The following is a 14,559-nucleotide window of genomic DNA, read 5'->3' as shown; positions in this document are numbered from 1 at the left end:
TTGCGGAGGGCGTACGTTATCAAGCCATCGCGCAAAATGAAACGCTTTGGAAAAAACTGGCCATTTAATCGCCAGCTCAATCCTGTTCTACTCGTGGTGTAGTGCCGAGTATATATCCTGAGCCAATTTCCGGCTGATACCATCCACGCTGGCAATCTCCGTTACTGTTGCGCGCTTTAGCTCCTGCAAACCTCCGAAATGTCGCAGCAGCGCCCTGCGGCGAGTGGGCCCTACTCCAGCGATACCTTCCAATGGAGACTCCCTGCGTTTTTTATCCCGTTTTGCCCGGTGGCCAGCGATAGCAAAGCGGTGCGCTTCGTCTCGCACTTGTTGAATTAAGTGCAGCGCTGATGAGTCGGCGGAGAGTACAAGCTCTTTGTTACTGGAAACCACATGTAATGTTTCAAAGCCCGCTTTTCGTGTAGTTCCTTTGGCAACACCAATAATTTGCACTCCGACAATGCCCAGCTCATTCAGAGCTTCGACCGCTTGTGTAACCTGGCCCTTCCCCCCGTCAATCAACAGGATATTGGGGAATTTGCCCTCGCCACCGGAAAGGCGCGTATAGCGCCGCTTTAGCGCCTGCCCCATTGCCGCATAATCATCGCCCGCCTGGATACCCTCAATATTGAATCGGCGATAATCCGACTTCACCGGGCCTCCGGTATCAAATACAACACAGGACGCAACCGTGGCCTCACCGGAAGAATGGCTGATGTCAAAGCACTCAAGCCTCTCCGGGAGCTGCTCCAGTTCTAATACTTCCTGTAGCTTCTCGAAACGGTTGTAGAGTTTTTGCTGGGCTGCAGTTCGACTAGTCAAATTCTGTTGTGCTGCCTGTTGCGCCATCTCAACCCAAGTGGCCCGCTTGCCACGCAACTTATGGGTGATACCAACATCGCGACCACACTGCTCGCTAAGAGCCTGTTGAAGTGGTTCGAGATCCTGTAAGGCCTCTGACACTAAAATCTCACGGGGGATCTCTCGGGGACTGCCCAGGTAAAATTGCGGGACAAATGCGGAAAGTAGCTCTGGCGGTGTGAGTCCCAGGCGCTCACTGGGAAAATAACTGCGACTCCCCAGAATTCGCCCCTGCCTGACAAACAGAACGTGTACGCAACAGCTACCGCCCTCACTGGCTATCCCCAACACATCCACATCGCCACTTGCCCCCTCAGCTACCTGATCCGCTTGTAGACGACGCAGCGCGGAAATTTGGTCCCGCAGTCTCGCGGCTTTTTCAAATTCCAGCGACCGGGATGCCTCATCCATTTGATCGGCCAACTCCTGGATAATGCTGTCACTTTTACCCGTGAGAAACATCTCTGCGTGACGAACATCCTGGCGATAGTCTTCGGGAGAAATAAAATCGACACAGGGAGCGGTGCAGCGCTCTATCTGATATTGAAGGCAGGGCCTTGAACGGTTGCGAAAAACACTGTCTTCACAAGAGCGGATTCGAAAAGTTTTTTGCAAAAAGTTCAGGCTGTCGCGAACCGACGATGCATTTGGAAAAGGTCCGAAGTATCGGCCTTTCTTGCGCTTGGCACCACGGTGGAATGCAATACGGGGAAAAGTGTCATTGCTGGAAAGAAAGATATAAGGATACCCTTTATCATCCTTCAGCATCACATTGTATGGGGGCCGCTGGGACTTGATCAGGCTTTGTTCAAGCACCAGGGCTTCGGTTTCACTGCGCGTAACGGTGACTTCGATGTTTCCAATACGCTGCACCAGCGCCATGGTTTTTGTCGTTAGTCCGGAGCTCCGAAAGTAGCTCGACAACCGATTGCGAAGGTTCTTGGCTTTCCCTACGTAGAGGATTTTATTTTCGGCGTCGAACATCTGGTAGACGCCGGATTTGCGAGTTACTGTCGCGAGGAAACGCTTGCTGTCGAACATCTGGCAACCGGCCTCAATATTTTAAGAAATCAGCCACTTTTCAATTAAAGTGCAGCATCTGGGTCAAGGATTTGGTGTTTAACAGCGAGGATCGTCAACTCTACATCACTATTAATATCCAACTTCTCAAAAATCCTGTAGCGGTAGCTATTCACCGTTTTGGGGCTTACCGAGAGAGACTTTGCAATATCCGCAACCTTGGCGCCATTGACGATCATGTCTGCAGTCTGCAATTCCCTTTTAGATAATTTTTCAAACGGAGATTGCTGATCATCCTGGCCACTGACACTGCGCATCGCCATTTTGGTTGCCATGGAATTACTGATAAAAACACCACCTGAAATAACCGTCCGTATCGCTCGAACCATTTCTTCAAGGTCCGCGCCCTTAGTCACGTAACCCATTGCCCCAGCTTGCATCAAGCGGCCCGGGAATAAATCATCATCGAGTGCACTAACGGCAACAACCTTTGCCTCCGGGCAACGCTGCAGCAGTTTTCTAGTTGCTTCAAGGCCACCCATTCCTGGCATTTTTACATCCATCAGAATGACATCAACATTAGACCGGCGAACGAATTCCAGGGCCTCCTCGCCACAATTTGCCTCTCCGGCGACTTCTATATCCTCAACATCACCCAGCATGCGCGAAATACCCATTCGCACAAGATCGTGATCATCCACCACTAAGACTTTGATCAAGCTATCCCCAACTACGGATAAGTGCAGTGGCTACGCCGCGTATACATCCTCAACGCACGAGCTCTAGAAACTGCGTTCTTCTTTTTAGCTCACGGTGAAACTACCCCGTGTAGGTCCCCCCGGAACCCAACCGCAACATACCAGACAAAAACGCTACTGCAAAGCAGAAGCACCGTTTCAAATGCTGCTGAACAGACATTTGACCACAGGATCTTGCTGCCTTTATAACATTTAATTATAGCGTAAAAACGTACCAATTAATTTTTCTGCGATCAAGATGAGCACTTCCGCAAAATTTGCGATAGAAGATTCATTTTATCGCAGAAAATATTTATGAAAGAAATCGGAATATGAGAAAATGTGAGAGGTTGAATTCGTTATAACAAAATAATCGTCAACAACTAGAACAATTCTCTACTGAAATTCAGGCTGAAAACTGCCAACCTCACCCAATAACTTGCACTTTCTATTGGGTACTTCCTAACTGTAATTCAGTGAAGAATAAAAGAAGGGATTGTCCGCACCCTCATGCAAGGGTTAAGGGTAATAGCGCGGCTCAGGCTCCAGGGTAACACCAAACTTAGCCTGCACATCAGAAGCGATAGCGCGAGCCAATCTTGTCACTTCATCACCTCGGCCCCGGCCGGGATTAACCAAAACCAATGCCTGCTGGTGGTGAACACCAACCGCTTCTTGCCGCCTGCCCCGCCAACCAGCGCGATCAATTAGCCAGCCCGCCGCCAGCTTCCAACCTTCACCGCTGGCATAAGCTACTAAATCGGGATGTTCCGATTTTAGGTTTTGGTAAATGTCCGCATTCACCACAGGGTTTTTGAAGAAGCTCCCCGCGTTGGGAATTTGATCGGGGAGCGGCAATTTACTGTTGCGAATATCGATAACCGCAGCGGCAATTTGCGCGGGTGTTAAGGAGCCACAATCCCATCCTTGCTGGTCAATAAATTGCTGCAGTGCCGGGTAAGCTACCTTGGGCTGCCAATCTTGCGCAAGGCGAAGATTAACCTGGGTAATAATAAATTGATCGCGCAACTGCCCTTTAAACACACTGTCCCGGTAATCAAACTCACAGTCCGACACGGAAAAGTTATGTAGTGCACCGGTAGAAATTTCCATGGCCTGCAAACTGTAAAAACAGTCGCGCAACTCTACACCATAGGCGCCTATATTTTGGATTGGGGCTGCACCCACTTTACCTGGAATCAGCGCGAGGTTTTCCAAGCCTCCAATACCCTGCTCGACAGTAGACATAACCAGCTGGTGCCACCCCTCGCCGGCCGCCGCCTCGATCGTACCGCCACAACCATTGGGAGCAATTGTTAGCCCTCGCAGCCCCACCTGAATGGCAAGCCCGGGAAAGTCTCCCGTTAATACGATATTACTGCCCCCACCCAACGGCAGAATCGGCAAACGCTTCTGCCGCGCAAAACTCAAAGCCTCACGCAATTCATCCAGGGTTTCCACACGCGCAAAGTAAGCGGTGTTTGCTGAAATTGCGAGAGTATTGTGGGGCTGTAAATCGATATTGGCTTCAATCATTAGGTTCTACATCAGGCCAGGGTTTCTCGCATACGCTGAAGATCCTGCTCAGTATCTACGCCACCGGGCACTTCTGCGCAGGCATCTGCTACGTGAATCTCTTGGTCGTGGTAAAGAAAACGCAGCTGCTCCAGAGCCTCGAACTTTTCTAGCGGGGCCATAGGCCAGGAGACAAACTGGCGCAATAGCGCAACACGGTAAGCATAGATACCAATATGGCGACGGGGTTCCAAGCCCTCTGGTAGTTCACTGCTATCCAACGCGAAGGCATCTCTGGGCCATGGGATTGGCGCTCGGGAAAAATACCTGGCCAACCCGGACTCTGTTGTCACTACCTTGACGACATTCGGGTTGCGAAAATCCTCCACTGAGGTGATGGGTTCCGCCAGGGTTGCAACTCCGGCTCGCTTTGTAGCTGCCAGGTTTTCAGCCACTTGATTTATTACCTCAGCGGGTATCAAGGGTTCATCGCCCTGCACATTAACCAAAATGCGGTCCTCTGCAAGGCCCAGGTTCTGAGCCACCTCCTGTAGTCGGTCAGTTCCCGAAGCATGCTCGGCAGATGTCATACACACCTCCGCGCCGAAGCCGTGGGCCACCTCTGCTACACGCATATCATCGGTGGCGATAACCACCCTCTCAGCATCGCTCTCACGGGCACGCAAATAAACATGCTCCACCATCGGCTTGCCACCGATATCAGCCAGGGGCTTGCCTGGCAGGCGGCTGGAACCATAACGCGCGGGAATAATCACATCAAAAGAAGAGTTATTTTTCATTTTCACTAAACTGTTGCAGGTGCTTGTGCACCTTTTGGTAAAAAAGATCTGGCAACTTGGCCCGCACCTCGAGCGCCCACCAGTGACTCTCCCAGAAATCGCGACATTTCACCGCATCTTTCATGGTCATGATCACGGGGGTTTCCCCATCGAAGTGCAGTTCCTGGGGGCTGAATTGATGATGATCGTCAAAAGGTTGCTCTGTCACCTCGAACCCCAGCGCTTGCAGTGAACGGAAAAACCGCTTGGGGTTACCGATCGCTGCCACCCCGTGGCAAGGCCCGACTTCAGGCCCTGACGGCAGGCGCAATGTGGAGGTTTGGTCGAGGTTAAACTGGTGCCAGCAGGAAGGCTCGAGCGTCATTTCAAACTCTAAAAGCCCTCCGCACTGATCCCTGACCTTGGCTTCTGGCTCTCCATTACTTACCAGCATGTCGACGCTTTGCAGGCGTGTCACCGGTTCCCTCAAAGGCCCTCTGGGCAGCATATGACCATTGCCCAAACCGCGATGACCATCAACCACACAAATTTCGTAGCTCCGCCACAAACTATAGTGCTGCAGCCCATCGTCAGACAAAATAACATCGCACTGGTGATAGTCGATCAGGGCCTGCGCCGCCTCGGTGCGATTGGGAGAAACCATCACCGGCACACCAGTGATCAAGTGCAGCATCAGCGGCTCATCCCCGGACTCCAGGGGGTGGGATTGGGCAGTCACCTGATAGGGATATTTTTCTGCGCGACCACCATAGCCACGGCTGATAATCCCCGGATTGCGACCCCGCTCCTTTAGCCAGCGAGCCAGCTCCGCCACCAATGGCGTTTTACCCGCACCGCCAACGGTGATGTTACCAATGACGATGACAGGAACTGATAAGGGCTCCGGTGGAGTGCGAGAACTCATTACCCGGCGCCGCTTGCTCACCCCCCCATAAAGTAATTCCAACGGGGTAAGCAGGGAGAGCGAGCGACCTTCACCCTTTTCGGGGTACCAGCGCTTGTTAAACCAGTCTTCCAGTGACATCCAGGTGCCCTACCCCATTGTTTGCTGCTGTAACAGAGATGCGTATCGACCACCCTGGGCGAGCAGCTCTGCGTGATTCCCGCTCTCTACAATTCGACCTTTCTCCATCACCAGAATGCGATCGGCATTCTCGATCGTACTCAGGCGATGGGCGATAACAAACGTAGTGCGGTTTTTCATGACTTCAGCCAGAGCCGCCTGAATATGGCGCTCCGACTCATTATCCAGTGCTGAGGTAGCCTCATCCAAGATCAGTATGGGCGCATCCTTAAGCAGGGCACGGGCAATAGACAAGCGCTGGCGCTGGCCACCAGAGAGCATCTGCGCATTATCCCCCAGAACCGTATTCGCCCCCTCAGGTAGCTCTTCAATAAATTGAGTTGCATGTGCCTGCTCCATAGCACGCAGAACATTTTCCTTGGGTGCATGTTCCAATTCACCGTAGGCAATATTGCGATATACAGTGTCGTTAAACAGCACGATATTTTGGGAAACCATACTGATATGGCGGCGCAACTCTTTAAGTGGCACCTTGGAAATATCACCCCCATCGACCAGGATACGTCCACCTGTCGGCTCGTAAAATCTAGCCAGCAGACTTACCAGCGTGCTCTTGCCGGAGCCAGATGCACCCACCAGGGCCACCGTTTCTCCCGGATTTACCGCGAAACTGATGTCGGAGAGTACTTTGGGTGCTGCCGGGTCATAGCTAAACTCAAGCCCTTCAAAAGCTACTGTGCCATTCACAGGCTTAGGTAGCTGAGCTTCACCATCCTGGGGCTCTCTGGGAGCATCCATTACTTCAAAGATACTCTCCGCTGCCGCAATACCCTTTTGGATATCGGCAAAAATTTCGGAAAGGCTGCGCACCGGCTTGGCCAGGGATGCAGCCGCACCAATATAGGCGGCAAAAACCCCAGCAGTCATGGACTCAACCATACCCGGTGCCAGAGCCAGCCAGACAATAGTTGCGGTAGACAAACCAACCAGTATCTGAATCACAGAAACACTGGCATTGTTTGCTACTACGAGCTTCATAAACTGCCGACGGTTATTGTCACTGGCAGAGAGGAAGCGGGATTTCTCGTAATCCTGCCCCCCATACATCCGCACCACTTGATAGCCATTGATCGCCTCCTGAGTGACATGGGTAACGTCGCCCATGGAATTCTGGATGCGATGGCTTAATTTGCGGAAACGCTTACCCACGATACGCACAATAAAGGCGATCAAGGGGGCAAAAAGGAAGAAGGTTAAAGTCAGCTTCCAGTTCACCAGTAACAGGTAGGTCAAGAGACCGATTACCGTAAACGACTCCCGGAAGAGTACCTTCACCGCCTTGGTGATGGAGTTGGTTACCTGCTCAACATTGTATGAAACCTTTGAGATCAGGTAAGCGCCGGTATAGCGGTCAAAATAGGAGCTGGGAAGCTGGCCAATTCTCTCAAATAGCTGTGTTCGCAACTCGTGGATCACTGCACGGCCCACATAGGCCAAACCATAGCTGCCGACAAAATTGCCAATAGCCCTAAGGACAATAATCAGCAACATTGCAAGCGGTACAAGCCAACGAGCAGTCTCCTGGGGCATTACTCCATCGGGGTAATAGGATGCTACAAACTTTGAGAGAAACCCGCGACTCTCTTGGATACCAGCTCCCACTGCATCGAGCAACAGCTCGGTCACAGCAATCAGGCTGACGCCCATGATCGAAAACAGGAAGAAGCCCAGTACCGCAACCCCGAAAATCGCCATGTGCGGGCGGGCATAAGTGAGCAATCGACGGTAAGTTTCCGCCCCATTTTGCGGTTTGCTGGGGGGCGCTTTTACTTTCTTCATACAGACCAATGAATGGACTCGCCCCAACTGGGGCGAGTGGGCACAGAAACCGAAGGTGAGTCAGCTCCCTACAGGGTTCCGCGCTAGTTTTCTTCCGGCTGCCGTGTAGTAATGCTTAGGTTGACAAAGCCTAGCTGTCCAGCGGCATCCATTGCCCGAACCACGGCTTGGTGATGAGCGGTGGCGTCGGCGGTTATCACAAGCGGGCGATTGTACTCGCCTGCGGAAACTTCCGACAGCGCAGATTTGAGGGTGTTGATCTTCTTGTTGATCAAAGCTTGTCCATCTACTGAATAAGAACCATCAGCACTGATCAAAATCTCTACAGATTTAGGTTGGTCAACAGACTGAGGACCTGCTGCTTCAGGCAGGTTCAGCTTAAGATGGCTTTCCTTGGTGAAGGTTGTAGACACCATAAAGAAAATCAACAGCAGGAATACCACATCGATAAGTGGTGTCAGGTTAACCCCTTCCTGCTCTGTGGCTTGGCGGCGGAATTGCATTGCTTGCTACCCCGCTCAGGCCGCATCTTCGATTTTACGATCACTGTGCAGAGCATCCACAAGCTTGACAGCTTCCTGCTCCATTGCCACAACAATCGTGTCAACGCGACGCTGGAAGTATCTGTGTGCCATTAACGCAGGAATAGCGACAGTCAGGCCAGCGGCAGTGGTGATCAATGCCTGGCTAATACCACCGGCCAGTACGCCTGCATTACCGGTACCTTCCACCATAATCGCGGTAAAGACCTGGATCATACCGATCACAGTACCCAGCAAACCAATCAGCGGTGCTACGGCAGCAATCGTGCCCAAAGCACCCAGAAATCGCTCCAGTTCATGCACAACCTGGCTGGCAGTTTCCTCGATGCTATCTTTCATTACTTCGCGACCGTGACGGGAATTGGACAGGCCCGCAGCAAAAATTTTTCCCAGTGGGCTGGAGTCGCGCAGCTCCTTCAATTTTTCCGCATTGACCTGGTTATTTTTAAGCCAGCCCCATACCTCACCTAATAAAGTACGTGGTGCAATATGCTGCGAGTGCAAAGTCCAGAAACGCTCGACACAAATAGCAATAACCGCTACAGAGCAAAACAGGATTGGCCACATCAGCAGGCCGCCGGATTTTATTATCTCAAACACTTTCTTAGCCCCAGAAAACCAGAGGGAATTTTTGGAAAATTATTACTGCGTCCTCGACGCAGAGCAGCACTTTATCACAGCTGGTGCCGGCGGCTAAGTCCTCCCACGCATCCTTATTCCCTGTTGTGACTCGCATACCAAAACCGTGGTGCCAAACGAGCCTGTAAAATTTGCGGCTCTTGTTCTCCGGCTCGCCAGAAAAATTCTACCGCTCCGCTCTCCGCAGTACTGAAAATGCTGGCACCGAAGTTTTGGTAGCGCTTCACAACATCGGTGTGAGGGTGGCCAAAGTGGTGTCGGAAACCGGCACTAAATACAACCCGTTTAGGCCTGGCCCATTCGAGCAAAGCGACCGATGAGGAAGAGCGGGAACCATGATGGGGCGCAATCAGTACGTCAACAGCGGGAAATTGTGGATACATTTTAGACAGTTGATATTCAACCTTACGACTGATATCCCCAGTAAGCAGTAAACGCACCCCCTGCCACTCAGCCAAAATTACACAGCTGTGATCGTTCTCCTCACCATCCAGTAATTCCTCTCCCTGTGCCGTTAAGGAAGGCCATAACCATCGAAATGATATATCTCCCAGTTGCTCTTCCGTTCCTGCCCGACACTGCTCAGTAATCGTGGCTGGCGATAATGGTAAATTGCTAGCTAAAGTCCCCGGAGCATAGAGCTTTTTTGCTTCAATGTTTCTAAGTAAACCCGCCATGCCGCCGGCATGATCCCTGTCGCCATGGCTGACGATCAGCACATCGAGTTCACTACCTCCGCTACTCATCAAGTAGGGAGCCACTATCGAACCTCCCGCGCTCCAGCCCGAGGGGATTGAAGGCCCTGCATCGTAAACAATACGGCTTTTTCCGGTGCTGATAACTACTGACAACCCCTGACCAACATCCAGCACTGATAATTTCAAACGCTCATCTGCCGGTGCCAATGTAGAAAGCCAGGGCTGAGCAACTGGAAGAAAAAATAACCAGCCCAACTTGCGCCCTGGCAACCCTTTAGGCAGCAAAAGTAGCACCGCGCCAAGCCCGGCAATGACTATCGCCAATGCAGTGGAGGCAATCACAAAACCACGAAACCCCGGTATCGAATGATCGACAATATTGAGCGCAGTCATCAGCAGATCCAATTGCCAACCTGCAAACTGCAGCAGCCAAACACCCAGCTGAGTATCAATAAATACAGCACCTAACATAAGTGATGGCAAAATAGACAGGCCCATCCAGGGAATCGCTACAAGATTGACCAATACACCTGAAAGGCTAAAGCCTGAAAAATATATTATCGATGGAATAAACAGGCCAATTGCAATCAGCCACTGGCTTCGCAACAGCTGCCATAACGATAATTGGGAAAACCGGTGCTGCCATGAGGTTACAGCACCAGAGGCCTCAGCCTTCGGCCTCCATTGCGGCTCTCGACTTAAGCTAATTCGCCCACTAAACCCCAAAAGCAGACTCCCGACGGCCACGAAGGACAACCAAAAACCAGCACTGTAAAAAGCCAGTGGCTGCAGGGTAAGCACTATTGCCAGTGCCAATGAGAAAGCAAAACCCGCTCCCAGTCTGCGCCGCCAGTGCCACCCCAGCAACAGCACCCAGGTCATTACAAGCGCACGTTGCGCGGATAGAGGAACGCCGGCGATCAAGGTATATACAAGGCTCGCCACCAAGGCGAGTCCTATCGCAATACCAAAACGGCTGGTGCCCGTAAAAAGCCCAATCCCTTTTGCCAGTACGGTGCCCATCAACAAAATACAACCGGCTACCATGCCCACATGTAAGCCGGATATGGCAATAAGGTGGCCCGTACCTGTCCTTTTAAGCAGGTCGGTATCACCTTCGCTCAACTGACTGCGATCCCCAAGCAATAGCGCAGCTATCAGGTCCGGTCGTTGGATCGGTAACTGACTAATTAGGGAGCGCAATTCATCCCTTAACCCGATAATGCCATTCCCCTGCCCCAGCCACTGAGGAGGATAATCGCGGGGGCGAACATACCCTGTTGCCGTAATTCCCTCTCGCAAAAGCCAGCCTTCATAGTCGAATGTATGTGGATTAACGCTCCCCCTGGGAGTTCTCAATCGCACAGGCAATATCCATTGAGAGCCACCCCGCAGGCGAGCCAGAGCCTCATCGTCAACTCGATACCAGGTTAGGTTGAGAAGGCTTCCGATAGGTAGCTCTGGCGGTGCTAACTGGCCACCCTCTTCACCTAAAGAACTGGAAACAATATCCACAACTCGAGCGCGAAAACGCACCGTTTGTGATTCTGAACTAGCGCCAAACCCTCCCCCCTCAGTTAATTCAGGCAGCGAGACCAGGTTCAACTGAAGTACGAAGTCCGCACCATGTGCACCGAGGGGGAGCCGGCGATCCAGCGATGCTTCATGAGAGTGGAGTGCCCAGGTCGCACCAATAAAGGAGAGAAAGATCAGAGCAAGGGGGCGCCAGCGGCGTATTACCACCCAGGCAAACAAGGCTAGAGAGAGATACAGTGCCCACAGAGTGCTTTCAGCGGGTAATCGGGCAAGACATCCCACTGCGATAATAGATAGCGAATAGACCCAAAGATATATGCTGGGCCCCATGTAGACGACAATGCCTCTCGCCTTAGCCAGCAGGCGAGAAAGCCCGTAAATTCTCTCCCGAAAACTCCATAATTCCATCCCCAGCGCCATCCCTTACACCATCTTTTTGTTCAACTATTGACCACCTTCACTCAAATCAACGATGATTGCGAACCGCCGCTTCAGGCGCCTAAAACCTTAATATAGCTAGCTAACCTGCCATTCATAGCACTGACCAGTCACATATTTTTAAGAAAAATGCCATTTTTAACATGTTTGTCATATTCAAAACGCAGAATCCGCACCAAATCGAAAGGCAGCCAACTAGGACGACACGGAAGGCACCTTTCAACCCAAAACCATAAACTGTGCGAGACGATTATGAATAAGACCGCTCTCTCTCTGGCCATCATTGCCATGGTACCTGCTCTGGCCAACGCCCAAGATGAAGGCGATGTACTCGACTTTTACGGCAAAGCCAACGTCACCTTCCAGGCTGCCGACGAAGGTGACGATTCCGTCACTGACGTTCAGAGCAACGCTTCCCGCCTGGGCGTGAAAGGTGAAATCGCCCTGACTGAAGGCGTTAAAGGTATCTACCGTATGGAATACGAAGTAGATATGGACGGTGACGCTGACGATACTTTCTCCCAGCGCAACATCTACGCAGGCCTGGAAGGCGGCTTTGGCCAGGTCATCGCTGGTAAGTTCGATACTCCCCTGAAAGTTGCCCAGAAGAAAGTTGACCTGTTTAACGACCTCGAAGGCGATATCAAGAGCCTGATCACCAGCAGCGATAATCGCGAAGAAGACGCACTTCAGTACACTACTCCTTCTTTCGGTGGCTTCAAAGCTTCTGCGGCTTTCATCAGCAACAAAGAAGAAGTTATTGACGAAACTACCGGCGAAGAACGCAACAACGGCGTTTCCATGTCTGTCGCCTATGACAACAACGGTGTTTACCTGGCCTACGCTATGGACCAGGACGTTGAAGGTCAGGACGTTGACGTTCATCGTTTTGTAGCTCAGTACAACATCGGCCCTGTACAAGTAGGCGCCCTGTTCGAAGAGCAAGATGCTGACGGCGGCGAAACTGTCGACGGCTGGATGAGCTCTGTTGCTTACAAGCTGGACCAGTGGACTCTGAAAGCCCAGTACGGCCAGTCTGATATCAAAGAAGAAGGCGGCGAGACTTTCAGCCTGGGCGCAGACTACAAATTCAACAGCGCAGCCAAAATTTTCGGCTTCTACACCGACGAAACTGCTGACGAAGACTACGATCGCAGCTACGCCGGTATTGGTGTTGAATACAAGTTCTAATCATTCCTTAAATGTGGCGGTCCAAATTGGAAAGTGCGACTCTGCCGCTTGGGGAAGATTGAGCAATGAAAAAGGCGGCCTTTGGCCGCCTTTTTCACTCTGGGGAATTTCCTAAGGAGCCTCTAAATAACCAATAGATCCATAAAGCGATTAACTGACAACTGCTTTAACCCTTGAAGATCATTAATAGCTGCAAAAATTTTATTAGCCCGCCCTTGAGGGAATCGCGTAGCTAAATTACTACGGAACTTATCTTCCAATAACGGAATCCCCTCCCGTCGGCGACGGCGGTGTCCCATCGGATATTCAACTTCAATCTTTTCTGATGCGTCACCACTTTTAAAAAATACTTGTACCGCACTGGCTATAGAACGCTTATCTGGGTCTAAATAATCTTTTGAGTAACCTTTATCTTCTATCACTTCAATCTTGTCCCGCAAGATATCGATCTCTTTGTGATCGCGATGAAAATCATCTTCATAAAAACCTGGCTGTAAGTCACCAAAAATAAGCGCCACTGCAACAATATATTGCAAACAATGATCCCGATCTGCCGGATTATTTAATGGACCTGATTTAGTGATGATGCGAAGGGCTGATTCATGTGTGGTCACTACCACCTTGGTAATATTATCGATACGGTCTGCAACCTGTGGATGTAAAATAATTGCCGCCTCACAAGCTGTTTGACCGTGAAACTCAGCCGGATAAGAAATTTTGAATAAGATATTCTCCATGACATAGGAGCCAAAACTTCTGGGGAACTGAAAATTGCGCTCTGATGGTGGTTTCAGTTGCTGCTCAGCATTTGTCTTGCTAAACAGGACATCATAAAACCCCCATTGTTTCGCCGTAAGTACTCCGGGCACTCCCATTTCTCCACTTATCGCCAAATCAGCCAAGCGAACACCACGGGAACTCGCATCACCTGCAGCCCAGGACTTGCGTGATCCAGTATTCGGGGAATGCCTATAAGCCCGCAATGCTCCACCGTCCGCCCACGCCTGAGACACCGCCGCCATTACTTCCTCCCGCCCAGCACCTTTAAGCCAGGCAGCCACAGCGGCAGAAGCAACCCGCACCAGTAGTACATGATCGAGCCCAACCCGATTAAAGCTGTTAGACAATGCCAAGACACCTTGAATCTCGTAGGCTTTGACCATTGCTTCGAGTACCGCGCCCATTTTTATTGGGCTTCCCCCTTTAACTAATCGCCCTTGCGACAGGTGGTCACAAACGGCCAATATTGCCCCAAGATTGTCAGAGGGATGCCCCCATTCAGCCGCCAACCAAGTGTCGTTGTAATCGAGCCATCGAATTGTACAGCCGATGTCCCATGACGCTTTTATCGGGTCCAAGCGAAACCGGGTGCCAGGTACCCGGGCCCCATTCGGCACCCATGTCCCCTCCACCCAGGGTCCTAACAACTTTGTACATTCAGGGAAACTCAACGCCAGAAAGGCACACCCCAAGGAGTCCATCAGGCTTAACCGTGCTGTTTCCCAAGCATCACTGGAACCCACTTTGAAATGAAGCACATAATCTGCGATATCCTGTATCACCTGATCGTAATCGGGGCGGATATTCGGAGCGGGGTCAGCAATCATGATTGAATAGCCCGTGAAATTGTCGGAGGGCAAAACAGATGGAGTAAGATTAGCTGCTTCCTAAACTTCAGATAGCTAAACAAACGACCGAAGAATTCTATATTGTTAGGAA

Annotated in this window: 11 protein-coding genes; 1 reads left to right on the top strand and 10 read right to left on the bottom strand. The window is 51.2% G+C overall.

The window, feature by feature from the left end; genetic code table 11:
- Positions 1–87: 87 nt before the first annotated feature.
- The 9 genes from uvrC to ACJJIS_RS09310 all read right to left on the bottom strand — a co-directional run bounded on the left by uvrC (position 88) and on the right by ACJJIS_RS09310 (position 11,619).
- Positions 88–1,902 (bottom strand): excinuclease ABC subunit UvrC, encoded by a 1,815-nt coding sequence (uvrC, locus tag ACJJIS_RS09350; protein ID WP_475710090.1) that lies wholly within the window; start codon positions 1,900–1,902, stop codon positions 88–90.
- Between the two features lie 44 nt (positions 1,903–1,946).
- Positions 1,947–2,600, bottom strand: coding sequence for a response regulator (locus ACJJIS_RS09345; RefSeq protein ID WP_413665673.1), 654 nt, complete (start codon positions 2,598–2,600; stop codon positions 1,947–1,949).
- A 537-nt stretch (positions 2,601–3,137) separates the two neighbouring features.
- Positions 3,138–4,154 (bottom strand): UDP-N-acetylmuramate dehydrogenase, encoded by a 1,017-nt coding sequence (gene murB, locus ACJJIS_RS09340; RefSeq protein ID WP_475710089.1) that lies wholly within the window; start codon positions 4,152–4,154, stop codon positions 3,138–3,140.
- Positions 4,155–4,165: 11 nt separating this feature from the next.
- Positions 4,166–4,933 (bottom strand): 3-deoxy-manno-octulosonate cytidylyltransferase, encoded by a 768-nt coding sequence (gene kdsB, locus ACJJIS_RS09335; RefSeq protein ID WP_475710088.1) that lies wholly within the window; start codon positions 4,931–4,933, stop codon positions 4,166–4,168.
- Positions 4,923–5,957, bottom strand: coding sequence for a tetraacyldisaccharide 4'-kinase (gene lpxK / locus ACJJIS_RS09330; RefSeq protein WP_444912975.1), 1,035 nt, complete (start codon positions 5,955–5,957; stop codon positions 4,923–4,925). Before lpxK ends, kdsB begins: the two co-directional genes overlap by 11 nt.
- A gap of 9 nt (positions 5,958–5,966) precedes the next feature.
- Positions 5,967–7,796 carry a lipid A export permease/ATP-binding protein MsbA gene (gene msbA, locus ACJJIS_RS09325; RefSeq protein WP_475710087.1) on the bottom strand — a complete coding sequence of 610 codons (1,830 nt, stop codon included), beginning with the start codon at positions 7,794–7,796 and terminating at the stop codon, positions 5,967–5,969.
- Positions 7,797–7,879: 83 nt separating this feature from the next.
- Positions 7,880–8,299, bottom strand: coding sequence for an ExbD/TolR family protein (locus ACJJIS_RS09320; RefSeq protein WP_444897173.1), 420 nt, complete (start codon positions 8,297–8,299; stop codon positions 7,880–7,882).
- Positions 8,300–8,314: 15 nt separating this feature from the next.
- Positions 8,315–8,938, bottom strand: a complete 624-nt coding sequence (locus ACJJIS_RS09315) for a MotA/TolQ/ExbB proton channel family protein (protein WP_413665667.1) — start codon at positions 8,936–8,938, stop codon at positions 8,315–8,317.
- A gap of 113 nt (positions 8,939–9,051) precedes the next feature.
- On the bottom strand, positions 9,052–11,619 hold the full coding sequence (locus ACJJIS_RS09310; protein ID WP_475710086.1) for a DNA internalization-related competence protein ComEC/Rec2: 2,568 nt from the start codon (positions 11,617–11,619) through the stop codon (positions 9,052–9,054).
- A gap of 282 nt (positions 11,620–11,901) precedes the next feature.
- On the opposite strand from ACJJIS_RS09310, the gene ACJJIS_RS09305 reads away from it, so the two are divergent.
- Complete coding sequence (locus ACJJIS_RS09305) at positions 11,902–12,840, top strand: porin (protein ID WP_475710085.1); 939 nt, start codon at positions 11,902–11,904, stop codon at positions 12,838–12,840.
- A 122-nt stretch (positions 12,841–12,962) separates the two neighbouring features.
- On the opposite strand, the gene ACJJIS_RS09300 is transcribed toward ACJJIS_RS09305, so the two are convergent.
- A complete protein-coding gene (locus tag ACJJIS_RS09300; RefSeq protein WP_475710084.1) occupies positions 12,963–14,447 on the bottom strand; it encodes a bifunctional 2-methylcitrate dehydratase/aconitate hydratase in 1,485 nt (494 codons plus the stop codon).
- Between the last annotated feature and the right edge of the window lie 112 nt (positions 14,448–14,559).

The sequence above is a fragment of the Microbulbifer maximicatervae (SeqCode) genome (assembly GCF_056231245.1).
Note: the sequence above shows the minus strand (reverse complement) of the source record. Positions and strands in the feature narration are given on the sequence as shown.

Excerpts from the sequence above, each read along its gene's own strand:
- uvrC (WP_475710090.1), bottom strand. The coding sequence starts at position 1,902 with ATGTTCGACAGCAAGCGTTTCCTCGCGACAGTAACTCGCAAATCCGGC.
- murB (WP_475710089.1), bottom strand. The coding sequence starts at position 4,154 with ATGATTGAAGCCAATATCGATTTACAGCCCCACAATACTCTCGCAATT.
- kdsB (WP_475710088.1), bottom strand. The coding sequence starts at position 4,933 with ATGAAAAATAACTCTTCTTTTGATGTGATTATTCCCGCGCGTTATGGT.
- lpxK (WP_444912975.1), bottom strand. The coding sequence starts at position 5,957 with ATGTCACTGGAAGACTGGTTTAACAAGCGCTGGTACCCCGAAAAGGGT.
- msbA (WP_475710087.1), bottom strand. The coding sequence starts at position 7,796 with ATGAAGAAAGTAAAAGCGCCCCCCAGCAAACCGCAAAATGGGGCGGAA.
- ACJJIS_RS09320 (WP_444897173.1), bottom strand. The coding sequence starts at position 8,299 with ATGCAATTCCGCCGCCAAGCCACAGAGCAGGAAGGGGTTAACCTGACA.
- ACJJIS_RS09310 (WP_475710086.1), bottom strand. The coding sequence starts at position 11,619 with ATGGAATTATGGAGTTTTCGGGAGAGAATTTACGGGCTTTCTCGCCTG.
- ACJJIS_RS09305 (WP_475710085.1), top strand. The coding sequence starts at position 11,902 with ATGAATAAGACCGCTCTCTCTCTGGCCATCATTGCCATGGTACCTGCT.
- ACJJIS_RS09300 (WP_475710084.1), bottom strand. The coding sequence starts at position 14,447 with ATGATTGCTGACCCCGCTCCGAATATCCGCCCCGATTACGATCAGGTG.